Source organism: Stenotrophomonas oahuensis (assembly GCF_031834595.1).
Lineage (GTDB): Bacteria > Pseudomonadota > Gammaproteobacteria > Xanthomonadales > Xanthomonadaceae > Stenotrophomonas > Stenotrophomonas oahuensis.
Genome location: NZ_CP115541.1, coordinates 2149211 through 2175311, shown reverse-complemented (window position 1 = coordinate 2175311; position 26101 = coordinate 2149211). Strand labels below are relative to the sequence as shown.

Below are 26101 nucleotides of genomic sequence, written 5' to 3'. Positions count from 1 at the left end.
CATCGCTGCCTTGGCGCAGTTTCGTCAAGGCTGCAAAAAAAAGGGGAGCGACTTTAGTCGCCCCCCCCTTTGCGCCTTCAATCAAACCCCAACAGGGTTAGCCTTCTCCGGATCAATCTTGTACTGCTTGATCGCTCTCGCCACATCCTTCCCGGTCATCTTCCCGTCCTTCGCCAGTGCCGCAATTGCCGCGTGGGCAATGTAGTACCGATCCACTTCAAAGAAGCGGCGCAGGTTGGCGCGGGTGTCCGAGCGGCCGAAGCCGTCGGTGCCCAGCACGGTGTAGGTGGCCGGCACGAAGGCGCGGATCTGGTCGGCGTAGGCGCGCACGTAGTCGGTGGCGGCAATCACCGGGCCCTGGCGGTCTTCCAGCAGCTCGGTCACATAGGCCTTGCGCTGGGTGTCTTCCGGGTGCAGGCGGTTCCAACGCTCTGCGTCGAAGCCATCGCGGCGCAGTTCGTTGAAGCTGGGGCAGCTCCAGATGTCGGCGGTGACGCCGAAGTCCTTCTCCAGCAGCGCGGCCGCTTCAATGGCTTCGCGCAGAATGGTGCCCGAACCCAGCAGCTGCACGCGCAGCTCGTTCTTCTTCGGCTTGCCGGCGTCGGTCAGCAGGTACATACCCTTCACGATGCCTTCGGCTGCACCTTCCGGCATTTCCGGGTGGGTGTAGTTTTCGTTCATCAGGGTCAGGTAGTAGTACTCGTCTACCTGGTCTTCCATCATCGCCTTGGTGCCGTGCTGCAGAATCACCGTCACTTCGAAGCCGAAGGTCGGGTCGTAGCTGCGCACGTTCGGAATGCCGCCGGCGGCCAGGTGGCTGTGGCCGTCTTCGTGCTGCAGGCCTTCACCGTTCAGGGTGGTGCGGCCGGCGGTGCCGCCGAGCAGGAAGCCGCGGGTACGCATGTCGGCGGCCTGCCAGGCAATGTCGCCCACGCGCTGGAAGCCGAACATGCTGTAGTAGATGTAGAACGGCAGCATCGGCACGTTGCTCACCGAATAGCTGGTACCGGCGGCCATCCACGAGGCAATGGCACCGGGTTCGCTGATGCCCTGCTGCAGCACCTGCCCGCTCTGGTCTTCGCGGTAGAACATCAGCTGGTCGGCGTCGACCGGCTTGTACTTCTGGCCGAACGGCGCGTAGATGCCGATCTGGCGGAACAGGCCTTCCATACCGAAGGTACGGGCTTCGTCGGCCACGATCGGCACGATGTGCGGGCCCAGTTCCTTGTCGCGCAGGGTGATGTTCAGGCTCTGCACGAAGGCCATGGTGGTGCTGTAGCTGCGCTCGCCGCTGCTCTTCAGCAGGCGCTCGTAGGCTTCCAGCTTCGGTGCGTTGAAGCTCTTGCTGGCCTTGCGGCGGCGCTGCGGCAGGTAACCGCCCAGGGCGGCACGGCGTTCCTGCAGGTACTTAACTTCCGGGCTGTCCGGGCCGGGGTGATAGAACGGCACCTGGCCGTCCTTCAGCTGCTCGTCGGTGACCGGAATGTTGAAGCGGTCGCGGAAGTGGCGAACGGCTTCGTCGTCCAGCTTCTTGGTCTGGTGGGTGGGGTTCAGCGCTTCACCGGCGCTGCCCATGCCGTAGCCCTTCACGGTCTTGGCCAGAATCACGGTGGGCATGCCCTTGGTGTTCACGGCTTCGTGGTAGGCGGCATACACCTTGTGCGGGTCGTGGCCGCCGCGGTTCAGGCGCCAGATGTCGTCGTCGGACAGACCGGCCACCATGGCGGCGGTTTCCGGGTACTTGCCGAAGAAATGCTCGCGCGTGTACGCGCCGCCGAAGGCCTTGCAGTTCTGGTATTCGCCGTCGACGGTTTCCATCATCAGCTTCTTCAGAACACCGTTGGTGTCCTTGGCCAGCAGGGCATCCCAGTAACCGCCCCACAGCAGCTTGATGACGTTCCAGCCGCCGCCACGGAACACGCCCTCCAGTTCCTGGATAATCTTGCCGTTGCCGCGCACCGGGCCGTCCAGGCGCTGCAGGTTGCAGTTCACCACGAAGATGAGGTTGTCCAGGCCTTCACGGCCGGCCAGGGCGATGGCACCGAGGGTTTCCGGCTCGTCGCTTTCGCCGTCGCCGATGAAGCACCACACCTTGCGGTCGCTCTTTTCGATCAGGCCACGGTTTTCCAGGTAACGCAGGAACTGCGCCTGGTAGATGGCGGCCAGCGGGCCCAGGCCCATCGACACGGTGGGGGTCTGCCAGTAGTCCGGCATCAGCCACGGGTGCGGGTAGCTGGAAAGGCCGCCGCCGTCGACTTCCATGCGGAACTTGTCGAGCTGCTGTTCGTCAATGCGGCCTTCCAGGAAGGAACGCGCATAGATGCCCGGGGCGCTGTGGCCCTGGATGAACAGCAGGTCGCCGGGGTGGTTGTCGCTGGGGGCGCGCCAGAAGTGGTTGAAGCCCACGTCGTACAGGGTGGCACCGGAGGCGAAGCTGGCGATGTGGCCGCCCAGGTCGCCCGGCTTGCGGTTCGCGCGCACGACGGTGGCCATGGCGTTCCAGCGGATGATGGAACGAATGCGCCATTCCAGTTCGGCGTTGCCGGGGCTCTTGGCCTCCAGGTTCGGCGAAATGGTGTTCACGTACTCGGTGGTGGGAGAGAACGGCAGGTAGGCACCCGAACGACGGGTGAGTTCCACCATGCCTTCCAACAGCTGATGCGCGCGCTCAGGGCCCTCGACATCAATAACGGCCTTCAGCGACTCGATCCACTCCTGGGTTTCCACCGGGTTCGGGTCGTTGCTCAGCACATCGTTCAACCAGTTCATTAGCGCTCCCATGACCGCACGCACGCGCGCGAGGTGTTTTAGATTTCTAGCCGCAAAGTGTAGCGCACCAATGGGTTTGCGATCTTCGCTACGGGGGCGTATGGAGGTGGAGCAGCCGGGGATCGCGGCGGTTTCAGCCGGGCAAGCCCGGCTCTACGGTGCGCGATGCTTGGTATTTGGGGGTTGTCTTTGGGACAGGGCGCGACAATCGGGCGCGGTGGGTGGGTTGTTCCATGCGGGGCACGGTGCGTTTGGTGAACGGATTCGGGGTTCGGGGTTTCCGTCCGGTGGTTTTCGATATATCGTTATCGCACTCGAATCGATATATCGAAATGACCTGTCCACGCGAACCTGATTCCCCTGCCCGCTCCAGCAGCGCGCGGCCGCTGAGCCGGGGTGACCTGCGCCTGCTGGTGCTGGCGCTGCTGGCGGAGCAGCCGCGGCATGGCTATGAGCTCATCCAGTGCATCGCAGAGATGTTCGTGCGGGTATACACGCCCAGTGCGGGCTCGATCTACCCGGTGCTGGCGCAGTTCGAGGCGTCTGGTTGGGTGGATGTGAGCAGTGATGGTGGCCGGCGGCGGTTTCAGCTCAATGCGCTGGGACAGGCGGAGCTGGAGGCGCAGCGCGATGAGGTGAATGCGGCGATGCGCCGCGTTCGCGACAGCGCGCGCACGATTGCGAAGGCGAATTTGCCGATGCCGGTGCGGGAGGCGCTGCGTGAGGTGAAGCAGGCGCTTGGGTTGCATCACGCGCGGTGGTCGGATGAGAACGCTGCTGTTGTGGCGCAGGCGTTGCGCGAGGCGGCTTTGAGGATTCGGGCCGGGCGGTGACGGTTCATCGGGTTGAATGAAACATCGCGAAACACCCCGGTAGGTCACGACCGTTGGTCGTGACCCGCCCAGGCAACACATTTCACATTTGCCGCTTCGGCGACCTTGATACAGGTATTCCCCCATGGCTTTGCACGAACATCAGTTGCTGCGTCATACCGTGAAGTTCCGCCCGCTGCAGGTGCTGCGCACCGAAGAGCTGACCCCCAGCATGCGCCGGGTGGTGGTGGGTGGGCCGGCGTTGGAGGGCTTTGATTCGCCCGCGCCGGACGACCACGTGAAGTTGTTCTTCCCCAATGCAGCGGGGGAATTTGTGGTGCCCACCATGACCGAACACGGCCCGCGCTACCCGGAAGGCCAGGAGCCCTCCCCTGCGCGTGATTACACGCCGCGCTGGTGGGACCTGGAGGCGGGGGAGCTGGCGATCGACTTCGTGCTGCATGGCGACGGCGTGGCGTCGCGCTGGGCGTCGAATGCGAAGCCGGGTGATGCGATTGCGGTGGGTGGGCCGCGTGGGTCGCATATCACCGCGGATGACTTTGATACGTATGTGCTGATTGGCGATGAGACCGCGCTGCCGGCGATTGCGCGGTGGTTGGAGCAGTTGCCGGAGGGTGCGCGGGCGCAGGTGTATGTGGAAGTGCCTTCGGCGGAGGACCGGCAGGAGCTGCCTGAGGATGAGCGGATTGCGGTTTCGTGGCTGGAGCGGAATTGGTTTGATGCGGCCACCAGCACGCTGCTGGAGGACGTGTTTACTGATTTCGAGGAGCCGGAGGGGGATACGTTCTACTGGATTGCCACCGAGTCACGCCGGGCGCGGATGATGCGGAAGTATCTGGAGGGGCATCTGGGGGTGCCGAAGGAGTGGATCCGGTCGAAGGGGTATTGGAAGGCGCACGGGGATGAGCATGAGGGGGATTGACCGCGCCTGATGGACCGGGATGACGCGCATGGCGCGTCACTACGCGACGTCGGACGTGGGAAACGTAGTGACGCGCCATGCGCGTCATGCGGGGTGCCCGAACATGGCCGATGACGCGCGTGCCGCGTCATCGCCGGGATTACAATTCCCTCTATGCCTGCCCTGACCTCTTCGGCCCTTGCCGACCTTGTTGCGCGCCTTCAAGAAGGCGACCCTTCCCTTGATGCTGCCCTGGCCGCCGCCGCCCCAAACGCCACCGTCCCGGTGCGCGAGGCCGCCTTGGCCCTCGCCCTTTCCCAACAAGCGCTCCTGAAAGCCCAGGCCGACATGGACCTGGTGGCCGATGAGCTGCGGAAGTATCAAAAGTTCGCCGCACCCGGGAAGCCGAACCTGCAGATCGTGCAGTTGCGCAAGCAGCAGGCGGCGGTGAAGCAGACGGCGTTGGTGGCGCGGCAGGCGTTTGCGCAGGCCACGCATGTATTTTTGCGGGAAACAGGGGTGGTGGTGCCGGCACGGCGGACCCCGACGGATTTCAGTGTGTTGTGGTTGGGGAAGTTGGTGGGGTGAGGTAGAACGAAAAAGGCCCGGCATTTCTGCCGGGCCTTTTGCGTTTCAATCCATCAACCGTTACGCAGCCGGCTTTTCGCCGGTCGCTTCGGTGGTGATGCGGATCTTCACTTCATCGCTCACGTTCGGAGCATATGCGCCGACGCCGAAATCGCTGCGCTTGATGGTGGTGGTGGCGTCGAAGCCAGCCGCCGGAACCTTGGCCATCGGGTGCTCGCCACCGCCGTTGATGGTGACGTCCAGCACGACCGGCTTGGTGATGTCCTTGATGGTCAGGTCACCGGTGACGGTCAGCTTGTTGGTGCCAGCAGCTTCCACCTTGGTGCTCTTGAAGGTGGCGGCCGGGAACTTGGCGGCGTCGAAGAAATCGGCGCTCTTCAGGTGTTCGTCGAACTTGGCGGTGAAGCTGTTCAGGCCGCTCAGCGGCAGCTTCACTTCGACGGTGCTCTTGGTCACGTCAGCGGAATCGAACACCAGGGTGCCTTCGGCGTTGCCGAAGTGGGCGCTGGGGTTGGAGAAGCCGAAGTGGCTCCACTGGGCCAGCACGTCGGTGTGGCTCGGGTCGAGCTTGTAGGTGCCCGAAGCGATCTGGATGGCTTCAGCAGCCGGCGCAGCGGCAGCGGCATCAGCAGCCGGGGTGGTGGTTTCAGCAGCGGCCGGGGTGGCAGCGGCGTCGGCGGCCGGGGCGGCGGCTTCATCGGCCGGCTTCGAGCAGGCGGTGATGGCCAGGGTGAGGGCCAGCGGCAGCAGCAGTTTGCGGGTAACGGTCATGTGAGTCTCTCTCGCTAAGGGAAGGGGAAGAAAGCAACTACATACAGCCCGTCCGCACAGACGGGCCGCGGTCTGGCGGTGACGCTTATTCGATGCGGGCGGCTTCGTCGAACGACAGGCGAGGCAGCCGGGGGAACAGGCCCGAAGGATCACCGTACCCCAAGTTGACCAGGAAATTCGACTTGATGGCGGTGCCCTTGAAGAAGGCCTCGTCCACCTTGGCGTTGTCGAAGCCGCTCATGGGGCCGGCATCCAAGCCTAGCGCGCGGGCGGCGAGGATGAGGTAGCCACCCTGCAGGCTGCCGTTGCGGAACGCGCCTTCGGTGCGGCCTTCACGCGGGCCGTCGAACCACGCCTTGGCGTCGGTGTGCGGGAACAGGAACGGCAGCTTCTCGTGGAAGTCTTCGTCGAAGCCGACGATCACGGTGACCGGGGCGGCGAGGGTCTTGTTGAGGTTGCCCTCGGACAGCGCCGGGGCCAGCTTGGCCTTGGCTTCCTTCGACTTCACGAACACGAAACGCGCCGGGCTGCCGTTGGCAGCGGTGGGGGCCCACTTCAGCAGGTCGTACAGGGCGCGCAGCTGGGCGTCTTCCACGGGCTTGTCCTGGAAGGCGTTCTGGGTGCGGGCGGTACGGAACAGCTGGTCTAGCGCGGTGTCGTTAAGCACGTTGGACATGAAGCCTCCGGGATCGGTGAAGGCTCGCAGTGTAGAGTGTCGCAACAGCTGCAACACCCAGCCTGACTGAAACGAATTAATGCCACACGTGAAACGATGGACCGCCCCCTGGACGATCACTGACGGCCGCGCGGGTAATGTGCGCCAGGCAGTGGCGCTGGCCAGCGCGCTGAAGCTGGGGGCCCATCGGCCGCTGGTGCTGCAGCCGCGCGCGCCTTGGAAGTGGGTGGCTCCGCGCTGGTTGCCGGGGATGGCTGACGGTTTTGGACCGGGGTTGTCTGCGTTGGCTGCGAGTCCGCCGGAGCTGGTGGTGGGGTGTGGGCGGCAGGCGGCGGGGGCGCTGCGGTTGTTGCGCGAGCGCGGTTCTACCGTGGTGCAGATTCTGGACCCGCGCATTTCGCTCCGGCATTGGGATCTGGTGGTGGTGCCGGAACACGACCGCCTGCGTGGCGAGAACGTGCTGACCCTGCTGGGCAGCTTGAACCCGGTGAATGACGATTGGCTGGCGCTGGGGCGTGCGGCGTTTGCGGAGTTCGGTTCGTTGCCGGGGCCGCGGACGGCGCTGCTGGTGGGCGGGCCGACCGGGCATGCGCCTTGGGATGAGGCGGCCATGGCGCGGGTGTTTGAAGAGGTTGCCGCGCAGGTGCGGGCCGAGGGCGGCAGTGTGTTGGCGACGACCTCGCGGCGGACCCCGCCGGCGTTGGTGGGGGCGCTGCGTAGTGCGTTTGCTGGGTTGCCGCAGGTGATCTGGGGCGATGGTGGCGATGGGGTGAATCCGTATGCAGGGCTGTTGGGCTGGGCGCATCGCGTGGTGGTGTCGCCGGATTCAGTGAATCTGTTGTCCGAGGCGTGTGCGACGCGGGTGCCGGTGTGTGTGGCGCTGGGCGAGCAGGCGCAGGGAAGGATGGTGGCGTTCCAGCAGGCGCTGCGCGAGCGCGGGCGGTTGCAGGAACGGTGGTTGGAGTGGGGGGTTGAAGGGGATGTGGTGCCGTTGCGGGAGACCGGGCGGGTGGCCACGTTGGTGTTGGAGCGGTTGGTCGGTTGACCGGGCACCGCGATGACGCGCATGGCGCGTCACTACACGCCGCCCGAAGCTCCGTAGTGACGCGCCATGCGCGTCATCGCAGGATTCCGGCCGCCCGTTATGGGTAAGATGCCCAAACGTAAGGGGGTGACATGGAACGTTGGTTGATCTGCTTGCTGCTTTTAATGCCAGGCACCGCCCTGGCGGCACCGGAATGCCTGCCCCGCTACCCCACCCCGGCCTCAATGGCCGCCATGTTCGACGTGGCCCAGGCCACGGCCGAATCCCTGGACGCGCAGGAGAACGTGGACGTGGCGCTGCTGGCACGCGGCGGCCAGGACCTGAGCAAATACGGCCTGCGCCACAGTCACCTTGCGCTCGCACTGCGCGAAGACGACGGCCAGTGGCGAGTGGTGCATCTGCTGAACCACTGCAAGTCTTCAACCTCGACGCTGTTCCGCGAAGGGCTGAGCAATTTCATTGGTGAAACCGGCACCCACACGGATATCCGCGTGGGCGTGCCCACGCCGGAACTGCGCACGGCGCTGAAGACGCTGCTTGCGGGTGACGGCGCAACCGCCAAAGCCCTGCACGAACCGCGCTACAGCGTGGTGGCCTTCCCGTTCTCGCTGGAATACCAGAACTCCAACCAGTGGGTGCTGGAAGTGCTGGTGGCGGCGATGCAGCAGGCCGACCAGGGCAACACGATCAGCACGCGCAGGCAGGCGCAGTCTTACCTGCGTGCGTACCGCTACAAGCCCAGCATTCTGCACATTGGCGTGGGCAAGCGGCTGGGCGCGCGCTTCTTCGCGGCCAATGCGGCCACCACCGACCACCCGGGCAGCGAACGTATTTCCGGCAACTACTCGGTAGTGACGGTGGAATCTGTGTTCGATTTCCTGCAGCAGCATGACCTGCTGGTGCAGGAGCTGAGCGTGGCGCACGTGCCGGTAGCCGGCATGGCGGCACCGCAACCTTGAAACACACGAACAGGGAGACGCACTGATGCGCAGTTCTTTGATTTCCGCGGCACTGGCAACGCTGTTGGTGGCCGCACCGGTCTACGCGGGCGACCCGCCCACCGGCTTCAGCGACAAGGTGGGCAGCTACGGAATGGCGGGTTCGTCGGTGGCTGTGGCGATTGTGACCTCGCCGGTGTGGTTGACGCTGGGCGCTTCGGTCGCGGGGTCGGAGAAGCTGAGCGAGTCCGGCAACGGGAAGGGCAAGGGTAAGGCCGCAAAGGCACAGCCGCTGCCGCCGTTGACGGTGGAGACGGTGGAAACCAAGGCCGATGGCGCTGTTGAAGTCGCGCTGCGGAACCCGGAATCGCCTGAGGTTGCGGTGATTCAGTGGCCGGCGCGCGAGAACAACCCGGGCAAGACGTTGAAGGTGGGCGATGTGTTGGACCTGACCCCGACCGAAGCCGGTGCCGGGTGGATGGTGGCCAATGCAAAGGGGGAAACCCTGGCGTTCATGCCGACGGCGGATGCGGCGAAGTCACAGATGAGTGAGGCGTATTGAGGGGAGCGGGACGCCTGCGACATTGATCTGCGCGGGCGGCTGCGCCTGAACGCTGCCGGGCGATTGGGATTTCCATCCATACAATCGGCGTCCTAAGGACGCCGATTGTATGGATGGACCTGCACGGTGCTTACCTCCTCAATGAAAACCCTTTGATTACAATGGGTTTTATCCTTCCCGTGCTGTCGCATGTGCCGCCTACAATCCCTGTCCTGAGGACAGGGATTGTGTCGGCCGTCCACCGGCTCGCGGTGCATGACCGGGGACCGGACGCGTTTGCCCGGTTGGGGTCCATGCGTTAAAGGGCCGATCGGGTGTTATCGGCAGGCGTCTTGCGACCGCCTCTACCAAAGCCACAACAGAGCCACAGCCAAAGCCACACTCCGCACCCAGTGCGACATCCGGCCCCGCCGCTCGGGATGGGGGATAATGCGCCCCCTTCCCCACCCTGCCCCTGTTCGCCATGTCCGCGCGCCCCGATGTTGTGTTTGCTCCGTTGACCACCCGCAGCCTGCTGCTGGCGGTGTTGGCGATGGGCGCGGTGGTGCTGCTGTCGAATGTGCTGGTGCAGTTTCCGATCAATGACTGGCTGACCTGGGGGGCGTTCAGCTACCCGGTGGCGTTTCTGGTCAGCAATCTGATCAACCGGCGCTTCGGGCCGTCGGCGGCGCGGCGGGTGGCGTGGGCGGGGTTTGCGCTGGCGGTTGTGCTTTCGGTGTGGATCGCCACGCCGCGTATTGCGGTGGCGTCGTGCGTGGCGTTCATTGCGGCCCAGTTGTTGGATATCACTGTGTTTGACCGGCTGCGCCGGGGGAACTGGTGGCGCGCGCCGATGGTGGCGACGACGTGCAGTGCGACGTTGGATACGTGCATTTTCTGGAGTATTGCGTTCGCTGGGTCCGGTTTGCCGTGGGTGAGTTGGGCGGCGGGGGATCTGGCGGTGAAGCTGGGGATCGGGGTGTTTTTGTTGGCCCCGTTCCGGGCGTTGTTGTGGAAGATGGCGCCGCGGGTGGGGTGAGGTTGGCGGTGAGGCCCGGGCGCGTGGCCACGCGTTCGTCGTAATGGAGATGAGACCTGCCCGGTAGGGTCGGACGACAGTCGACCGCCGGTAGGAGGACCACGTTCGGGGACGCATGACCGGGGAACGGAGGCGTTTGCCCGGATGGGCCCATGCGTTAAAGCACCGATCGGGCGTTATCGGCGGGCGTCTGTCGACCGCCCCCACCAGTGCAGCAAGACGCGTGGCCGCCGTTGAAAGCGTTTGCCCGGTGGGGTCCATGCGTTAAAGCGCCGATCGGGCGTTATCGGCGATCGTCTGTCGACCGATCCCACCAAAGCAGTCATGCAGCCGTGGAGCTGGTGAACGGGAGGTCCGCAGCATCACACGCTGCGGTGATCACGCGCTGCGCCTCCTCCAATGCCGGCGTCGGCACGGCCATGCGCGGCCTTCTGTCCAACGTGCACGCCAACCCCACATCCAGCAGCGCGGCATGCGCTTCATGCAATCCATCGCGCGTGCCACCCGGCAGCCACGCCATCTCCGCCAGCGCATCAATCAAGCTGGGCGTGTCACGCGGCCCCAGCACCTGCGGGTGTTCTGCGGCGCTGTCCAGCACGCCGGTTTGCAGCAGGAACTCGAGGTCCACTACCCCGCCTGGCCCCTGCTTCAGATCCAGACGACCCGCATCACTGCGGTCCAGCTCAGTACGCATGCGGGCGCGCATCTTCAGCACATCCGCAAACAACACCTCGCGATCGCGCACGCGGCCGAGGGTCTGCGCGCGCACGCGTTCGAAATCAGCCAGCAGGCTTTCATCGCCGGCAATGCCGCGTGCGCGCACGAGGGCCTGGTGTTCCCAGGTCCACGCGCGCTCGCGCTGGTATTCGGTGTAGCTGGCCAGCGAGGAGACGAGCGAGCCCTTGCCGCCATCCGGGCGCAGGCGCACGTCGATGTCGTACAGGCGGCCGGCGGCGGTGACGGCGCCGAGCAGGGCCATCACCTTCTGGGCGAGGCGCGCGTACCAGCGGCCGGGGTCAAGCGGGCGCTTGCCGTCGCTGCTGTCCTGGTCGCTGGGGTGGTCGTGCAGGAACACGAGGTCGAGGTCGGAACCGAAGCCGAGCTCAAGCCCACCCAGGCTGCCGTAGCCGATGATGGCGAAGCGGCCGCCGGGAATGATGCCGTGCGCCTGCTGCATGTCGGCCTCGGCCATCTGCAGCGCGGTGACGACCACGGCCTGCGCAAGCTGGGCGAGCTGACGGGTGCTGTCGACGGCGCGCTGGCGGCCATCCAGTGCGGCCAGAGCCATGCGGAAGCTGAGCGCGAGGCGGGTTTCGTTGAGCAGGCGCAGCGCGGCCTCAGGGTCGTCGACGTTGAGCGCGGCGTTGCACTCGGCCTGCATGGCGGCTTCGTCCGGCATCGGGCCGGACACGCGGATGTCGAGCAGTTCGTCCAGCAGCAGCGGATACGCGGCGAGACGTTCGGCCAGCAGTGCACTGCGGGCGAGCACGTCGACAAGGCGGGCGAGCGCGCTGGGCTGTTCGTCCAGCAGGGCGAGGTAGCTGGTGCGGCGCAGAACAGCCTGCAGCAGGCCGAGCACGCGCTTGAGCGCGGCGTCGGGCTGCGGTGAGCGGGTGGCGGCGTGCAGCAGCGCGGGCAGCACGCGGTCCAGGCGCGCCCGCGCGGCGTCAGAGAGCGACTTCACGCCGAGCGACTGGGCGAAATCACGCAGCGACTGGTCGGCCCCGTGCGCATCACTGAAGCCGGCCTCGGCCAGCACCTCGGCACTGCTGCCTTCGGGCAGGCCGCGCCAGTAGTTCGAAAGCGCGTCGGGGGCGGCCTGGCCGGCGCGTGGGGCGAGCAATGCGGCGAACTCGGTGCTGACGCGGTTGCGCTGCACGTCGAGTGCGGCAACCAGCGCATCCCAATCAGCGTAGCCGAGCGTGCAGGCCAGACGCAGGCGGTCGGTGGGATCGCTGGGCAGGGCGTGGGTCTGGGCGTCGCGCAGCATCTGCAGGCGGTTTTCCAGCCGGCGCAGGAAGTCGTAGGCGTGCAGCAGGTCGGCCCCGTCCTGCGGGTCCATCTGGCCACACGCGACCAGGGCGGGCAGCGCGTACAGCAGGCGGCGCTCGCGCAGGGTGGCCTCGCGGCCGCCGCGGATGAGCTGCAGGGCCTGGGTGAGGAATTCGATTTCGCGGATACCGCCGGGGCCACGCTTGATGTCGTCGAACATGTCCTTGCGCGCGACTTCGGCGGTGATGGCGGCTTTCATTTCACGCAGGCCGTCCAGCGCGGTGAAATCGAGGTAGCGGCGGTACACGAACGGGCGCAGGGTCTGCAGCCAGGCTTCGCCGGCGGGGATGTCACCGGCCACGGCGCGGGCCTTGAGCCAGGCGTAGCGCTCCCAGTCGCGGCCTTCGCGCTGGAAGTAGTTGTCCATGCCGGCGAACGACAGCGCCACGCGGCCGGCGTTGCCGAACGGGCGCAGGCGCAGGTCCACGCGGTGGCTGAAGCCGTCCACGGTGGTTTCGTCGAGCAGCTTGGCCAGGCGCTGGCCGAGGCGGGCGAAGTATTCCTCGGCGGCCAGCGGGCGCGGGCCGTCGGATTCGCCGCCCTGTGGGTAGGCGTAGACCAGGTCGACGTCGGAGCTGAAGTTGAGTTCGCCGCCGCCTAGCTTGCCCAGCCCGAACACGACCAGGCGCTGTTCGCTGCCGTCGGCGGTGGCACGCACGGTGCCGTGGCGGGTGGCGAATTCCTTCTCCAGCGCGGCCAGGGCGAGGCCGAGGCAGTCTTCGGCCAGGGCGGTGGCACCGCGCAGGGTGGCGGGGACGTCGTCCAGCCCGTTCAGGTCACGCCAGATGAGGCGGGTGGAGGCGGCGGTGCGGTAACGGCGCAGACGGACCGGCCAGTCGCTGGGGTGCTCGGGATCGAGTTCCGGAAGCGGGATCGGCGGGCAGTCGTTTTGGGTCAATTGCGACAGCAGTGCGGGCTGGCGGCACAGGGTGTCGATGGCGAAGTCGCTGGCGAGGGCGAGTTCGCGGAGTTGGTCGAGCACCGGCTCGGTGGGGGGCCAGTGGGGCGTGTCGGCCAGGCTGAGAGCCAGGCGCGCCAAGGCGCGGTCTACCAGGGGGACAAGGGCGGCGGGGACGGCGTTGGCGGGGATTGGCATGGGGGGATTATGACCGGGTCGCGCGATTCCCGAATTGCGCGCATAAAAAAGCCCGCTTGCAGCGAACTGCCAGCGGGCTCTGCTCCCTCCCCCACGTCGGGATGCAGGGCGATCATCTAGGCTCCGGAAACAAGTTGCACGCTGCACTGCAAAACAATACTGGTGGGTACAGAAGCTTTCTGGAAGCTGAATACGGCCGGTTATTTCCTGTGTTCGGCATAACACCTTGGTCGAACGACAGGGGGTGTCGGGTATGGCCGATAATGAAGGTCCCCTACACAGCTGCTGTTGCCATGTCTGTTGATCGCATTGCCAACGCGCGTCTGCGCGACCGGGTGGTTTCTGCCGAAGCTGCCGCTGCACTGATTCAGCCAGGTGAAACCGTCGCCATGAGTGGCTTTACCGGTTCGGGTTATCCGAAAGCGGTGCCGGTGGCGCTGGCCGAGCGCATTGAAGCCTTCCACGCGCAGAACCAGCCCTTCCAGATCAGCCTGATGACGGGCGCTTCGACCGCCCCGGAACTGGACGGCGCGCTGGCCAAGGCCGATGGCATCGCGATGCGCATGCCGTTCCAGAGCGACCCGGATGCGCGCAACCGCATCAACGAGGGCAAGCTGGATTACATCGACATCCACCTGAGCCACGTGGCCCAGCATGTGTGGTTCGGCTTCTACGGCGATATCGACACGGCGGTGGTGGAAGTGTCGGCCATCCGCGAAGACGGCTCGCTGGTGCCTTCCACGTCGGTGGGCAACAACAAGACCTGGCTGGACCTGGCCAAGAAGGTGATCGTCGAGGTCAACGAGTGGCAGCCGGCCGGTGTGGATGGCATGCACGACATCTACTACGGCACGGCGCTGCCGCCGTACCGCAAGCCGATTCCGCTGGTGCATGCGAACGACCGCATTGGCGACACGGCACTGCGCTGCGACCCGGACAAGATTGTGGCGGTGGTGCGTACCAACGGCCCAGACCGCAACAGCCCGTTCAGCCCGATTGATGCGACCAGCGAGCTGATTGCCGGGCACCTGATCGAGTTCCTGAAGCACGAAGTGGCGCGCGGCCGCCTGCCGGCCAACCTGCTGCCGCTGCAGAGCGGCGTGGGCAATATTCCGAACGCGGTGCTGGCGGGGCTGGGCAAGAGCGGCTTCCGCGACCTGAGCGCGTTCACCGAGGTGATCCAGGACGGCATGCTGGACCTGCTGCGCGACGGCGTGCTGAGCTACGCCTCGTGCACGGGGTTTGCGCTGAGCCCGCAGGCGAATGAGACGTTCAAGGAGAACATCGATTTCTACCGCGAGCGCATCATCATGCGTACGCAGGAGATCTCGAACCATCCGGAACTGGTGCGCCGTCTGGGCTGCATCGGCATGAATGGGATGATCGAGGCGGACATCTACGGCAACGTGAATTCCACCCACGTGATGGGCACGCGGATCATGAACGGCATTGGCGGTTCGGGTGATTTCGCGCGTAACGGGTTCCTTTCCGCGTTCCTGAGTCCGTCCACGGCGAAGAACGGGACCATCTCGGCGATTGTGCCGATGGTGAGCCATGTGGATCACACCGAGCACGATGTGTCGGTGATCGTGACCGAGCAGGGGTTGGCGGACCTGCGTGGGTTGACCCCGCGCAAGCGTGCGCGCGTGGTGATTGATAACTGCGTGCACCCGGAGTTCCGGGACCAGATCAATGATTACTTCGAGCGTGCCAGCCGTGAGAGTTACGGCAAGCACACGCCGCATCTGTTGCCGGAGGCGTTGTCGTGGCACCAGCGGTGGTTGGATACGGGGACGATGAAGGGGTGAGGTGGCCCCGGTACCGACCAACGGTCGGTACCTACCGGGGTTGGTTCAACCGCGCAACGCGGCCAACGATTCGTCCTGCAACCGCTGGTAAATCCCGAACTCATCCTCCACCTTCAACCCCAGCGCCTGTTCAAACGCCTCACGGTTGGCATGCGCGGCATACGCGCGCTGTTCTTCCCCGCCCAGGTTGGACTGGAAAATCCCCGCCGCACTCACCGGCAGGAAATCCTCATACACAATCGGGTCGGCCGTCGCCAGACCGGCGGCAATCAACGCTTCGGCCGGCAGATAACCCACCGCGGCCTTGTCCGCACGCCCGGCCTCGGTCAGTGCATACCGGTAATACCCCAAGCCCTCACGGCGCAGGGTGTCATGGTCATCCGGGAACGCCGCAAACGCATTCGCCAACCGCGTGGTGTAGTCACCGCCGGTGCTGCCCGCCCCACCTGCATCACGCGCCTGGTTCAACAGCTGGTCGTACAGCGCGCGACCCTTGGGGGTCAGCGCCAGACCGCGCTGCTCGATTTCGCCGAAACGCGCGGTGTGGGTGCCGACATCGCTGCGGCCGTCTTCGGGGAAGTTCACCTCTTCCTCCAGCGCCTTGAAGCTGGTCTGGCGCAGCAGGATCGGGCACTTGCGCGGCGGTGGGCCTTCGACCACGGCCTTGGCGTCGATACCGCGCGCGAGCATGCCGGCCTGGGCGGCGTCGATGTCCAGCGTGCGCGGGGTGAGGTGGTTGATGTGCGGGCCGCGGAAGCTGACCACGTCGGCGATGAGGCGATGGGCCTTGCTCAGTGCGTGGTAGGTGTCCAGCGACACGGTGGCGTCGCTGTGCCAGCGGAAGGTTTCCAGCGCGGCCAGCACGAAACGGCGCGCTTCGGTTTCTTCCAGGCCGCCATCACGCTCGGCCTGGGCGATGAGGTGCAGGCATTCGTCGGTGAAGATGTGGCGGCGCGCGAGGATCTGCGCGGCCTGCTCGCGTAAGGCGGGGTCCTCAATCAGTTCCAGCCGCAGCAGCGAGGTGAACACACGGAACGGGTTGTGCGCAAGCGCAGCGGCGGTGCGCGGGCGGAACGCGGTGGAGTGCACCGGCACGCCGGCCACGGACAGGTCGTAGTACCCCACCGGGTGCATGCCCATCACCGCGAACAGGCGGCCGAGGGTGGCCAGTTCAGCGGCGGTGCCGACGCGGATCGCACCGTGGCGTTCCTGGGCGAGGCGGGCGCGCTCGTCGTTGCGGTCGAGCTGGTCGGCCAGGGCCGGGTTGTCGGTAAGGACGGCGTCGTTGATTTCAGCGACCAGGTCCACCAGTGTGCCGTACAGCGGCACCTCGGTGCGGTACATGCTGGACATGGCCTGCGCGAACAGGGTGCGGATGTCGTCGGGCGAAACGAAGGCAGTGGTGCTCATTGCGTACTCGGAGACAGGGCGCGGGGGGATTTGCGCCATTGTCGCGCACCGCGTAGTGACGCGCCATGCGCGTCATCGGGATGTTTGGCGGGGCCATGAATGGGGCGTCGCGCGGGGCCGGCACCGCGATGACACGCATGGCGTGTCACTACAGGCCAACCATCCGTGTAGTGACGGGCCATGCCCGTCACAGGAGAATCAACGGTCGGCCCGCGCCCGCTTATCCCGCTGCGCACGATCGCCCAATTGCCGCTTCAACGTGGCATCCAGCTCCACCGGGCGATCCCAGTGATCATGGCTGGCCACAATGGCGTGGCGCAGCGCGCGCCAGTGCAGGTTGGTGGGCTCGGTGCCGAGGTCGTCGTTCACCACATCCGACCACTGCACGAACCCGCCCTCTTCCGGCACGTGGCGGCTGAAGGCGCGAACGCAGTCGCGGCAGGAATGCTCGGTGACCTTGCCCCAGAAGCACGCGAAATAGATGTCACCGGCGTGCCAGCCGTGGGTGTACATCAGCGCGGCGATGTAACCGCGCGACACGCCGGCATAGCGCGCAACTTCGTCGAGGAAGCTGTCGGGGAAACGCTCGGCGTAATGGTTGATGTCCTGCAGCTGCGCGTCCACCCAGGCATCGCCGGTGTGCACCTGGTAGGTGTCGGACTTCTCGGCCGTCTGCTGGGCCAGGGCGGCCCATGGCAGCCCCAGCCACAACACCAGCAGCAGGCACAGGCGCTTCACCGGCTCAGCCCTGTGCGGCCTTGGCTTCGATGGCGCGCAATGCCTGCGGCCAATCGAAGGCGGTGGGAGCTTCCACCATGCGCGGCTCGTCCACGGCCACACCGTGCTGGGTTTCATGCGCCCAGGTGACGGCATACGGGGTGTGGATGCCCCAGCCACCGAGGGTGACGACCGGCTCGATGTCCGATCGCAGCGAATTGCCGACCATGACGAAACGGTCCATGGGCAGGTCGAATTCTTCCAGCACGCGGGCGTAGGTTTCCGGATCCTTCTCGGACACGATCTCGATGCGCGGGAACAGGTCGCGCAGGTTGGCGACCTTGATCTTGGCTTCCTGGTGGAACAGGTCGCCCTTGGTGATCAGCACCACGGGGTAGTCGTTGGCGATGGCGGCAACCGATTCGCGCACGCCGTCGATGAGTTCGACCGGGTGGCGCAGGGTGTCGTGGCCGATGTCGAGGATCTGCTGAAGGTCACGCGCGGTGATCATCTGCTGGCTGATGTCGATGGCGGCTTCGAGCATGGACAGGGTCATGCCCTTTACGCCGTAGCCGAACACGGCGAGGTTGCGCTGCTGCACTTCCAGCAGGTGCCGGGCGGTGGCGGTGTCGTGCACGTCGATATAGCGCGACAGGATGTCGAGGTAGTCCTGTTCGGCTTTCTGGTAGTAGTCCTCGCTCTTCCAGAGCGTGTCGTCACCGTCGAAGCCGACCAGGCCGATGTGGCCGGTGGGCGTGGGTTGGGAGGTCATCATGGGGGAAGGATACCGCGACCGCGCAAAAGGAAGGGCGGCCGAAGCCGCCCTTCCCCCCTCACTGCCTTTCACCGTTGTCCAGCGGTGTTGGGCCCTTCTGCGCTTGGTGTTGCGTCAAAGTCATCCGACCAACGGTCGGATGTTACCGGCCCGGGGCGTTGCCGCCGTTGGCGGCACCGGTCTGCTGGGCGGCGACGTAGGCCTTGTATTCATCCGGGGTGAGCTCGCCGTCCTTGTTGGTGTCGGCCTGGTCGAAGACCTGGGCGAGGCCGGCGTTGACCTGGGCTTCGGACTTGCTGATGGTGCCGTTGCCGTCGGTGTCGACGCTGGCCCAGGTCTGACCGCCACCGCCACCGCCGGCCTGTGCCGATGCTGCGGCGGGTGCACCGCTGGCATTGTCAGCGGCCTGGCCGGCGGCACCGGCGGCCTGCTGCGCCTGGGCGGCCTGCTGCTGGGCCTGCGCGGCGCTCTGCTGCGCGGTCTGCGCCATTGCCGGAATGGCCATCACACTGCCGGCGGCGATCAACAGGGCGATCAGGGGCTTGCGGTTGCGATTCGTCATTGGGGTGGTCTCCGTCAAAGGGGTATTGCACGGGTCGTTGTTTCCGTACGGCACCTACCCTGCCACCGCGTTTGTGAATCGATCTTGGGCTGCAACCGGCGTGCGAACGCGGTCTTAACCACTTACGCAGATGCGTGCATTACCGGCTCGGTTACGCGCAGGTGACAGGTCGGTAATGTGCGCATTCAGCGCGCCTGCGTTTAACGCGCACCGAACGGAAAATCAGTTCGAGGTCTCAGTTTTTTCGGCTGACCGGGAACTGAATATCACCCAGCCGAGTGCCACACCGGCGAGTGCACCGGCCACTTCAATGACCACGCGCGAGCCCAGTTCGTTGGGATCGTGGATGGTGGCCAGGTACATGCGCGCGTAGAACGGCGACTCCAGCCGCACGATGCCCATGTAGAACAGTTTCCAGGCGTCGATGCCGGCGCTGATGATCACCGAGATGAAGCAGGCCCAGCCAATCGCATGGCCCATCGACCAGCCAGCCCAGCGGCACAGGCGCTGCCACAGGCTGTAGACCAGCAGTCCAACGAGCAGAGCGATAAGACCGGCTTCCAGGGTTCCCAGCAGTCCAAAGTGCAGCGGCAGATTCATTGCGTTCCGGGCGAATGGCGTCCGCCGCCATTGTACGGGGCAGCGATCAGCGCACGGGGACGTCGTAGGCGGTTTTCGGGTCGGGCTCGGGGTCCAGGGTGTAGTGCCACCATTCCAGCGGGTAGTTCTTGAAGCCCTGCGCCTGCATGGCGCGCACCAGCCGCTGGCGGTTGTTGTACTGGTCGGGGGTGATCTGCGCGGTGTCGGTGTGGGCTTCGGGGCCGAAGTAGTCGAAGTCGGTGCCCATATCCACATCGGTGCAGGTGCCGCTGCGGCAGTCCACCAGGCCCAGATCCACGGTGGCCCCGCGGCTGTGGCCGGAGGTTTCGGCGATGTAGCCGCCCAGCAGCTGCGGTTTGTCGATGCCGGGGTACTGGATGGTTTTGCGCGAGAGCTCGGTGGGGTCGTTGGCCCAGTCCACGAAGGCCTGCACGGATTGCGCCGGGCGGTAGCAGTCGAAGAGCTTCAGGCCGAGGCCTTCGCTGCGCAGGTCGGCTTCGACCTGGGCCAGTGCGCTGGCGGCTTGGGCTAGCAGCAGGCACTTGGGGGATTCGTAGCCGGGCACGCTGCGGCCGGTGAAGTTGTTGCTGCCGGCGTAGCGCATGTCGAGCTGGATGTTGGGGGACAGCGTGGTGATGTCGACCAGGCCGGCTTGTTCGGCGGTGCGGACCAGGGCGATCTGGACCGGTTGGGCGTGGGCGGTGGTGGTCAGGGCGGTGAGGGTCAGCGCGAGGGCCGTCACGACCAACGGTCGTGACCTACCGGGGGCAACTGCCTGTGCGGGTGAAATGCAGGTCCTGATAGTCATAGCTGAAGTCGATATCCGGGTCGATGGCACGCAGGCTCAGGGTCTGCGGGGTGCCCGGCGATACCTGCAGCCAGGGCTCGGCGTCCGCTTCGAGGGTATCCCACTGCACCAGCCAACGGGAATCGAGCTGCATCACGGTTCCGCGCAGGCGTGGGGATTTTTCGACGCTGAAGCGGAGTTTCCCGTTTTCGGGGCAGAGGTGGGCGGTGCCCAGCCAGGGGTCCTGGTAGATGCCCTGCCAGGGGACGGTGGTGGGGGCTGGGGTGCGGGCGGAGGTGTCGGGGCGGGGTTTGCGGGTGGTGTGTTCGGATTGGAGTTCGGTGATGTATGGGGCGATCGTGGGTTTGGTCGCGGTGTTTTGGCATGGCGATGACGCGCATGGCGCGTCACTACGCGGGGTTTGGTCGATCGATGTTGCGTGGATCAGGGTCTTCAATGCGGCCTGCATCAAGACGGTTCTGGCGTTTTCGCCTTCACCGTTGATGAGGATGACGACGCCTTTCCTGCTGTCTGGCAGCAACGCCAGCGAGGAATACGCACCACTCAAGGTGCCGGTGTGGGCCACCTTGAACTGGCCGTCCATGTCCGACAGCCGCCAGCCATAGCCGTAGGCGGAGAAATGCGCGTTGTCCCAGCGCCGTTGGCGTTCGCCGAGGGGCATGGGCATGTGGGCGGTCCACAGCTGCCGGCGCTGCTCGGCGTTGAGCCAATCGGGGACGAGCGACGGGTCCAGCAACACCTGCATCCAGCGGGTCATATCGCGCAGGCTGCAGCGGACGCCACCGGCGGCGAGCGAGGTCTGGGTGGGGTCGGTCTGGCAGCCGGTCATGCCCAGCGGGGTGAACAGCTCTTCCTGCAGCAGTACGTCGATCGGCTTGCCGGCGGCGGCAGCGGCCACTTCGCCAGCGACGACGTACATCAGGTTGTCGTAGGCGTAGCCGCTGCGGAAGCTGGTGACGGGCTTGAGGTGGGCCAGCCCGGCGATGATGTCGGCGCGGGTGTAGGCGTTGGGCTCGGGCCACAGCATCAGGTCGCCTGCGCCGAGGCCGAGACCGCTGTTGTGGATGAGCAGGTCGCGCACCTGCATGTGTTCGGTGACCCAGGGGTCGTGCATGCGGAACTGCGGCAGGTGTTGGATGACCGGGTCGTTCCAGTGCAACACGCCGCGCTGGACCAGGCGGGCCAGGACCGCGGCGGTCATGGCTTTGGTGTTGGAGGCGATTTTGAAGCGGGTGTGGTCGGTGATGCCTTCGCCGCGGGTGGCGGTGAAGGTGGTTTGGCCGTCTTCGATGACGGCCATGGCGATGCCTTCGACCGGGTAGTGCTGGATGGTTTGGTCCAGCAGTGGGGTGAAGGGGGAGGCAGATGCGACCGTGGGGATGAACAATGCCAACGCGATGTAGAGCCGGGTCTTGCCCGGCTCCACGGGGTACCGCGGAAAAGCAGCCGGGCAGAGCCCGGCTCTACGGGAGATCACCACCATCAATGCGGTCAGCCATTGATGGAAGATCGCCATCAGAAATTCCACGTCGCCTGCAGCTGCGTATACCGCGGGGCCTGCCAACGGGTGCCGGTGTTGAACGTGCTCTCGCGGTACTGGCCCGGCTGGGCTTCATAACGCTGGTGCACGTTGACCACGGTCTGGTTGTTGAACAGGTTGAACACCGACAGCCGCACGCTCAGGTCCACGCCTTCCACCGGCAGACGCCAGGTGACGTTGGCTCCCATGGTCCAGGTCCAGGGCAGGCGGCCATAGGCACCGCGCGGGCTGTACTCGAACTGGCGCTGGGCGTAGGTGCCGCTGCAGTTGGCCACGCACAGCCAGCCGGTGCCGCCGCCGCTGCTTTCGCTGCTGGTGCTGCCGCCGGCAGTGCTGTCGTTGGGCCACATCACGCCGAATGCGGTGACCGGGCCACCGGACTGCACCTGCAGGGTGGTGCCGAAGCTCCACTGCTCGCTCAGCGCATACGCAGCGCGGAACTTGAACTGGTGGCGGAAGTCGTTGAACAGCACGCCATAGCGTTCGTTGTTGGCGGGGTGGTCCCAGTGCTGGACCATGCCGGTATCACCGTAGCCGGTGTCCGAATTGACCGGGCCTTCAAAGTTGCCGTCGCTGCGTGACCACAGGTAGGACGCGTTGAACAGCCACTTCTCGTCCCAGGCGCGGTCGATCTGGAATTCCAGCGCCTTGTAGGTGCGCTTGGGCTTGGAGTAGCCGACCACTTCGCCACTGCCGCCCTTGCGGTAGCCGCTGTTGGCGGTGTCGATGGTGATCCAGCCTTCCTCGGCGCAGCCGATGCTGGAATCGCCCCAGATGGTCAGGCTTTCACCGGGGTTGGCGATCGGCCACAGGGTGGTGCCGGTCGGGCCGCACGGGGTGTAGTTCAGGCGCATGTCGTCCAGCGCGCGGGTCATGCGCCGGTAGGTGGCGTTGATGCCCCACGACCAGGCCTGGTTGAGCATGCTCTGGAAGCCGAGGATGTATTCGTCCTGGTACACGGCCTTGAGGTCGCGGTCCACGCTCTGGCGAAGGTCGGCCGCACCAGTGTTCATGCGGGTGTCGACCGGGCCGATCTGCTGGCCGATGATCGGCGCGGCATACGGCGCACCGGTGACCGGGTTGGCCTGGGTCTGCCAGCCGTTGAGCACGTAGTAGCTGTACTCGTCGGTGAGGCCGCCGGCGAAGTTGACGTTGATGTTGTTGGTGACCGGCAGGTAGTAGCGGCCGGCGTTACCGAACAGCTTGGTGGTGCCGTCACCCTTCATGTCCCAGCTGAAACCGAAGCGCGGGGCGATGAGGTCGTCCATCTTGATGAAGGCATCGCCATCCGCGGTGCGGTTCTCGAAGCGGTCCCAGCGCACGCCCAGGTTGAGCATGAGGTTGGGGGTGATGTTCCAGATGTCTTCGAGGTAGAAGGCATTGGCTTCGGTTTCAAAGGTGCCGCCGGACACGCGGTTGCGCGCGCGCAGCATCTCGGTCACGCCGGGCGGCACAAAAGCGTTGGCACCGTCCCACACTTCATCACCGGGGCGGGCCACATAGGCGGTGTAGCTGAGCTGGGTGGGGCCAGGGTAGCGGGTGCTCTGCTCGGTGGTCATCAGCTCGCGGTCGACACCGAAGCGCAGCAGGTGCGTGCCGAGCTGCCATTCGAAATCGAGGCGGGCGACATCGCGGGTGTCGTCACGCTCGGCCACGGCGGCACCAGTGGGATGGCAGCCGGGGCGCAGCCCATTGAGCTGACCCAGGCGCGAGGCGTAGCTGGCATCGGTGAACACCGGGCTGCACAGTTCGTCCAGCGAGGAACGAGTGAACGCACGCTGGTTGTTCTGGCCGACCATGGCGCGGGCGGTGAAGGTTTCGCCGAAATGGCCGGTGTAGGTGGCCGACCAGTTCTTGCCGCCGGCTTCGGTGACCGAATCACCGCCCCACGCACCGATGACGTTGTCGTCCCAGTCGTAGTTGTACGCGCCGGCGGTGGTTTCGGTTTCGTCGCTGAACGCCAGCAGCGCCAGGCTGTGGTTGTCGTTGATGTTCCAGTCGAGCTTGGTGCCCCAGAAGCCGTTGTCGGCCTCGTTCTTGAACCAGGTGAGGGCGTCGTTGGAGGTGTTGTGGCCGTTCTCGTCGCGCTTTTCATACATGGCGAACAGGAACAGCTTGTCTTTCACCACCGGGCCGCTGGCCCACACATTGGTCTTGAAGAAGCTGCTGTCATCGCGGCTGGCGTAGGAATGCGCGCTGCCGTCGCGGTGGAAATGGTCGCGTCCGCTGGAGCGCCATGCGGACGGTTCGGCGGTGACTTCGATGCCGCCTTCAAATTCATTGCTGCCCGAGCGGGTCACCGCATTGATGACGCCACCGGTGGAACGGCCGAACTCCACCGAGTAGCCGCCGGTCTTGACCTGGAATTCGTTGAAGAACGCAAACGGTGCGCTGGAGAAGCCGCGCCGGGTGTACATGTCGGTGACATTGAGACCGTTGATGAACACCGCGTTCTCGGCCACCGAGGAACCGGCGAACGACAGACCGCCGAAGGTGGAGTTGCCGCCCACCACACCCGGCGCAAGCAGCGCGACGGCGGAAAGGTCCTGCGCCACCGGCAGGCGCGAGACTTCCTGGCGGTTGACGTTGAACGAGCTTTCGGTGGAGAACACGTCCACGCGGTTCACCACGCGCGTGCCCACCACCTGCAGTGCATCCAGATTGACGACGTCACCGCTGCTGGCCAGGTTGACGTTGGTGGTGCCGCCGACGGCCACACTGACCGCCACGCTGTCGCCGAGGTTTTGGCCATTACGGCTGACCTGCAGGCGATAGTCACCCACCGGCAGCTGGCCCAGGCGATAGGTACCGTCGCTGCCGACGGTGACGCTGCGGCTGGCCCCGGTGCTGGTGCTGACCACGGTGACCTGGTCACCGGCGGTGGCGCGGCCGGCGACCGCACCGCTGACGGCCTGGGCCCAGGCAATGCCGGGAGCCACAACGCCAAGACAGGCCCCGAGTGCGACGCACAGCGCCGCCCGCTTCAAACTGTTCGCTTTCATCCCCTGCTCTCTCCTGCAGATTGTGAAATGGTGGTGGTGGGTTATTTCATGTGTGACTGGAAGTCGTAGGTCCACTGGTCGTAGTACAGGTTGCCGCCGGACCACTCCACTTCACCGCGCTGGTTGTCGACCGTGTCCGAGCGCGGGTAGTGCTTCGCCGGCACCAGCGGCCGGTCGTAATCGTCGTTGAAGGCGATGCGGTAGGCGTCCAGGCCGCCCATATAGAAGTCGCGCAGGGCGGGCGTGCTGCTGTGCAGGCGGCCAGTGGTGACGTCCATCGGGACCCAGCCGTACGGCGCGAGGTACACCGCGCCCCAGTCGTGCAGGTTGTTGTAACCCACCGCGTCGTCGGAATAGACCATGCCGGACTGCCAGCGCGCGGGAATGCCGTTCAGGCGCAGCAGGGTGATCAGCAGCAGGGTCTGCTGGCCGCAGTCGGCGTGGCCGGCGTGCAGGGCGTAGTCGCTGATGTTGGACAGGGTGGAATACTCGCGTGCGCCGGCCCAGGGGATGCGGTCTACGGCGTCGAAGAGTTTTTCGAAGATGCGATAAGGGTTGGTTTCGTCGCCGACGATGCGTTGGGAGAACGCGCGCAGGGCGGGAGTGAACACCACGTGCGGGGCGCGTTCGGTCAGGTACGGCTGCAGCGCCGGGTCGTTTGGCGTGGGCTGCACCTTGGCCGGGTCGATGTCGGTGTGGCGGGCGTACACGGTGAGTTCGTAGCGAACCTCGAACTGCGTGGGCTGGCCGGCGACGGCAGGGGCCTGCAGGTAGGCGGTGCGCTGCTGGGTGTCTTCCGGGGCGATCTGCGCGGGCGCGGTGCCGCCGCTGCTGCCGAGGAAACGAATGTTTTCCTGCTGGCCGGGGATGGCGCGGGGGTATGGAATCCAGGCGCGCACGGTTTCACCGGCGGGCACTGTGTCGGGTTTGACGGTGAGGGATTGAGTGACGGTGACGTGGCGTGGGGTGAGGGATAGCGGGCCCACGACCAACGGTCGTGGGCTACCGGCATTCCGGTCGTCGGTGGTGGATGCCGCGGGATGATGATCGCCGACGTCATCCCGGTAGGTATCGACCGTTGGTCGATACGAACGTGCCGCGTCAACCACCTCTTGATGGTGCGGCCCAAGCACTTCATACGGCCCGTCCTTCGGCACCGGCACGCCCGGCGCACGACGGGCACGGGCCTCGGCGCTCACCCGAAACAGGTTCGACGGTGCGCGCTTGAACCAGTGGCGCTGGCCGTCGATGTCCAGATGCTCCAGATGCCCCTGTGCGTCCCAGCGGGCGAACTCGGCGTCGGTCAGGTCAGGAATCTGCTTGCGCACCTGGGCCTGCGCGGCGGCGGCATCCAGGGTGAAGTCGAGGCGGATGCGGCGCATGCGCTCGCGCTGGAAGGTGTAGGCGTCGCGCTGGTCCTGGCTGAGGTTGGCATCGGCCAAGGCGCGGCTGATGTCGGCTTCGGCCTGGGCGAAGTGGCCGGCGTCTATCTGGGTGATGAGATCCGGCAGCGCAGGCATCGGCTGCGCGCACAGCGCCGGCGACACCAGCAGCAGGCAGGCTGCGGTGTGCCAGGCGAAGCGACGGAGCCGGTGCGGTTTGCGAACTGCGGATTCCACGGCGACACTTC

Annotated in this window: 21 protein-coding genes; 8 read left to right on the top strand and 13 right to left on the bottom strand. The window is 65.8% G+C overall.

Annotated features, from left to right (window positions below; genetic code table 11):
• Nucleotides 1–81: 81 nt before the first annotated feature.
• The gene (gene aceE / locus PDM29_RS09495; RefSeq protein WP_311193577.1) at nt 82–2769 is read right to left on the bottom strand and encodes a pyruvate dehydrogenase (acetyl-transferring), homodimeric type; all 2688 of its coding nucleotides are present in this window, start codon (nt 2767–2769) and stop codon (nt 82–84) included.
• Nucleotides 2770–3101: 332 nt separating this feature from the next.
• On the opposite strand from aceE, the gene PDM29_RS09490 reads away from it, so the two are divergent.
• The 3 genes from PDM29_RS09490 (at nt 3102) to PDM29_RS09480 (ending at nt 5091) form a co-directional block, all read left to right on the top strand.
• A complete protein-coding gene (locus tag PDM29_RS09490) occupies nt 3102–3602 on the top strand; it encodes a PadR family transcriptional regulator (RefSeq protein WP_311193576.1) in 501 nt (166 codons plus the stop codon).
• A 124-nt stretch (nt 3603–3726) separates the two neighbouring features.
• The gene (locus PDM29_RS09485; RefSeq protein ID WP_311193575.1) at nt 3727–4524 is read left to right on the top strand and encodes a siderophore-interacting protein; all 798 of its coding nucleotides are present in this window, start codon (nt 3727–3729) and stop codon (nt 4522–4524) included.
• A gap of 153 nt (nt 4525–4677) precedes the next feature.
• A complete protein-coding gene (locus PDM29_RS09480; protein ID WP_311193574.1) occupies nt 4678–5091 on the top strand; it encodes a hypothetical protein in 414 nt (137 codons plus the stop codon).
• Nucleotides 5092–5151: 60 nt separating this feature from the next.
• On the opposite strand, the gene PDM29_RS09475 is transcribed toward PDM29_RS09480, so the two are convergent.
• Entirely contained in the window at nt 5152–5862 is a 711-nt protein-coding gene (locus PDM29_RS09475) for a YceI family protein (RefSeq protein WP_311193573.1), read from the bottom strand.
• 85 nt (nt 5863–5947) lie between these two features.
• Nucleotides 5948–6538, bottom strand: a complete 591-nt coding sequence (locus tag PDM29_RS09470; RefSeq protein WP_311193572.1) for a malonic semialdehyde reductase — start codon at nt 6536–6538, stop codon at nt 5948–5950.
• 79 nt (nt 6539–6617) lie between these two features.
• Between PDM29_RS09470 and PDM29_RS09465 the strand changes: the two genes are divergently transcribed.
• The 4 genes from PDM29_RS09465 to PDM29_RS09450 all read left to right on the top strand — a co-directional run bounded on the left by PDM29_RS09465 (nt 6618) and on the right by PDM29_RS09450 (nt 10101).
• On the top strand, nt 6618–7583 hold the full coding sequence (locus tag PDM29_RS09465; RefSeq protein ID WP_311193571.1) for a mitochondrial fission ELM1 family protein: 966 nt from the start codon (nt 6618–6620) through the stop codon (nt 7581–7583).
• Nucleotides 7584–7714: 131 nt separating this feature from the next.
• Nucleotides 7715–8542: a DUF2145 domain-containing protein gene (locus tag PDM29_RS09460; RefSeq protein ID WP_425508736.1), complete on the top strand. Its 828-nt coding sequence runs from the start codon at nt 7715–7717 to the stop codon at nt 8540–8542.
• A 25-nt stretch (nt 8543–8567) separates the two neighbouring features.
• On the top strand, nt 8568–9083 hold the full coding sequence (locus PDM29_RS09455) for a hypothetical protein (protein ID WP_311193569.1): 516 nt from the start codon (nt 8568–8570) through the stop codon (nt 9081–9083).
• 463 nt (nt 9084–9546) lie between these two features.
• Nucleotides 9547–10101: a queuosine precursor transporter gene (locus tag PDM29_RS09450; protein WP_311193568.1), complete on the top strand. Its 555-nt coding sequence runs from the start codon at nt 9547–9549 to the stop codon at nt 10099–10101.
• A gap of 322 nt (nt 10102–10423) precedes the next feature.
• On the opposite strand, the gene glnE is transcribed toward PDM29_RS09450, so the two are convergent.
• Entirely contained in the window at nt 10424–13249 is a 2826-nt protein-coding gene (gene glnE, locus PDM29_RS09445; protein ID WP_311193567.1) for a bifunctional [glutamate--ammonia ligase]-adenylyl-L-tyrosine phosphorylase/[glutamate--ammonia-ligase] adenylyltransferase, read from the bottom strand.
• A gap of 293 nt (nt 13250–13542) precedes the next feature.
• On the opposite strand from glnE, the gene scpC reads away from it, so the two are divergent.
• Nucleotides 13543–15057 carry a succinyl-CoA:acetate CoA-transferase ScpC gene (scpC, locus tag PDM29_RS09440; RefSeq protein WP_311193566.1) on the top strand — a complete coding sequence of 505 codons (1515 nt, stop codon included), beginning with the start codon at nt 13543–13545 and terminating at the stop codon, nt 15055–15057.
• A 45-nt stretch (nt 15058–15102) separates the two neighbouring features.
• On the opposite strand, the gene hglS is transcribed toward scpC, so the two are convergent.
• The 9 genes from hglS to PDM29_RS09395 form a co-directional block, all read right to left on the bottom strand.
• Nucleotides 15103–16467: a 2-oxoadipate dioxygenase/decarboxylase HglS gene (hglS, locus tag PDM29_RS09435; protein ID WP_311193565.1), complete on the bottom strand. Its 1365-nt coding sequence runs from the start codon at nt 16465–16467 to the stop codon at nt 15103–15105.
• Nucleotides 16468–16665: 198 nt separating this feature from the next.
• Complete coding sequence (locus PDM29_RS09430) at nt 16666–17205, bottom strand: hypothetical protein (protein WP_311193564.1); 540 nt, start codon at nt 17203–17205, stop codon at nt 16666–16668.
• A gap of 4 nt (nt 17206–17209) precedes the next feature.
• Nucleotides 17210–17959 carry an HAD family hydrolase gene (locus PDM29_RS09425; protein WP_311193563.1) on the bottom strand — a complete coding sequence of 250 codons (750 nt, stop codon included), beginning with the start codon at nt 17957–17959 and terminating at the stop codon, nt 17210–17212.
• A gap of 142 nt (nt 17960–18101) precedes the next feature.
• The gene (locus tag PDM29_RS09420) at nt 18102–18521 is read right to left on the bottom strand and encodes an EF-hand domain-containing protein (RefSeq protein ID WP_311193562.1); all 420 of its coding nucleotides are present in this window, start codon (nt 18519–18521) and stop codon (nt 18102–18104) included.
• A gap of 222 nt (nt 18522–18743) precedes the next feature.
• Entirely contained in the window at nt 18744–19121 is a 378-nt protein-coding gene (locus PDM29_RS09415) for a hypothetical protein (protein WP_311193561.1), read from the bottom strand.
• A 46-nt stretch (nt 19122–19167) separates the two neighbouring features.
• Nucleotides 19168–19929: a M15 family metallopeptidase gene (locus tag PDM29_RS09410; protein ID WP_425508735.1), complete on the bottom strand. Its 762-nt coding sequence runs from the start codon at nt 19927–19929 to the stop codon at nt 19168–19170.
• Complete coding sequence (locus tag PDM29_RS09405; RefSeq protein WP_311193559.1) at nt 19880–21445, bottom strand: serine hydrolase domain-containing protein; 1566 nt, start codon at nt 21443–21445, stop codon at nt 19880–19882. Before PDM29_RS09405 ends, PDM29_RS09410 begins: the two co-directional genes overlap by 50 nt.
• Complete coding sequence (locus tag PDM29_RS09400; protein WP_311193558.1) at nt 21445–24471, bottom strand: TonB-dependent receptor; 3027 nt, start codon at nt 24469–24471, stop codon at nt 21445–21447. The genes PDM29_RS09405 and PDM29_RS09400 overlap by 1 nt, the downstream gene beginning before the upstream one ends.
• A 41-nt stretch (nt 24472–24512) precedes the next feature.
• On the bottom strand, nt 24513–25991 hold the full coding sequence (locus PDM29_RS09395; RefSeq protein ID WP_311193756.1) for a transglutaminase-like domain-containing protein: 1479 nt from the start codon (nt 25989–25991) through the stop codon (nt 24513–24515).
• Between the last annotated feature and the right edge of the window lie 110 nt (nt 25992–26101).

What these genes read in the sequence shown, in the direction of transcription:
- PDM29_RS09480 (WP_311193574.1), top strand. Translation starts at nt 4,678, where the DNA reads ATGCCTGCCCTGACCTCTTCGGCCCTTGCCGACCTTGTTGCGCGCCTT.
- PDM29_RS09455 (WP_311193569.1), top strand. Translation starts at nt 8,568, where the DNA reads ATGCGCAGTTCTTTGATTTCCGCGGCACTGGCAACGCTGTTGGTGGCC.
- PDM29_RS09400 (WP_311193558.1), bottom strand. Translation starts at nt 24,471, where the DNA reads ATGAAAGCGAACAGTTTGAAGCGGGCGGCGCTGTGCGTCGCACTCGGG.
- PDM29_RS09470 (WP_311193572.1), bottom strand. Translation starts at nt 6,538, where the DNA reads ATGTCCAACGTGCTTAACGACACCGCGCTAGACCAGCTGTTCCGTACC.
- hglS (WP_311193565.1), bottom strand. Translation starts at nt 16,467, where the DNA reads ATGAGCACCACTGCCTTCGTTTCGCCCGACGACATCCGCACCCTGTTC.
- PDM29_RS09450 (WP_311193568.1), top strand. Translation starts at nt 9,547, where the DNA reads ATGTCCGCGCGCCCCGATGTTGTGTTTGCTCCGTTGACCACCCGCAGC.
- PDM29_RS09425 (WP_311193563.1), bottom strand. Translation starts at nt 17,959, where the DNA reads ATGATGACCTCCCAACCCACGCCCACCGGCCACATCGGCCTGGTCGGC.
- PDM29_RS09485 (WP_311193575.1), top strand. Translation starts at nt 3,727, where the DNA reads ATGGCTTTGCACGAACATCAGTTGCTGCGTCATACCGTGAAGTTCCGC.
- glnE (WP_311193567.1), bottom strand. Translation starts at nt 13,249, where the DNA reads ATGCCAATCCCCGCCAACGCCGTCCCCGCCGCCCTTGTCCCCCTGGTA.
- PDM29_RS09460 (WP_425508736.1), top strand. Translation starts at nt 7,715, where the DNA reads ATGGAACGTTGGTTGATCTGCTTGCTGCTTTTAATGCCAGGCACCGCC.
- PDM29_RS09420 (WP_311193562.1), bottom strand. Translation starts at nt 18,521, where the DNA reads ATGACGAATCGCAACCGCAAGCCCCTGATCGCCCTGTTGATCGCCGCC.
- PDM29_RS09405 (WP_311193559.1), bottom strand. Translation starts at nt 21,445, where the DNA reads ATGGCGATCTTCCATCAATGGCTGACCGCATTGATGGTGGTGATCTCC.
- aceE (WP_311193577.1), bottom strand. Translation starts at nt 2,769, where the DNA reads ATGAACTGGTTGAACGATGTGCTGAGCAACGACCCGAACCCGGTGGAA.
- PDM29_RS09475 (WP_311193573.1), bottom strand. Translation starts at nt 5,862, where the DNA reads ATGACCGTTACCCGCAAACTGCTGCTGCCGCTGGCCCTCACCCTGGCC.
- PDM29_RS09410 (WP_425508735.1), bottom strand. Translation starts at nt 19,929, where the DNA reads ATGACTATCAGGACCTGCATTTCACCCGCACAGGCAGTTGCCCCCGGT.
- PDM29_RS09490 (WP_311193576.1), top strand. Translation starts at nt 3,102, where the DNA reads ATGACCTGTCCACGCGAACCTGATTCCCCTGCCCGCTCCAGCAGCGCG.
- scpC (WP_311193566.1), top strand. Translation starts at nt 13,543, where the DNA reads ATGTCTGTTGATCGCATTGCCAACGCGCGTCTGCGCGACCGGGTGGTT.
- PDM29_RS09465 (WP_311193571.1), top strand. Translation starts at nt 6,618, where the DNA reads ATGCCACACGTGAAACGATGGACCGCCCCCTGGACGATCACTGACGGC.
- PDM29_RS09395 (WP_311193756.1), bottom strand. Translation starts at nt 25,991, where the DNA reads ATGCCTGCGCTGCCGGATCTCATCACCCAGATAGACGCCGGCCACTTC.
- PDM29_RS09415 (WP_311193561.1), bottom strand. Translation starts at nt 19,121, where the DNA reads ATGAATCTGCCGCTGCACTTTGGACTGCTGGGAACCCTGGAAGCCGGT.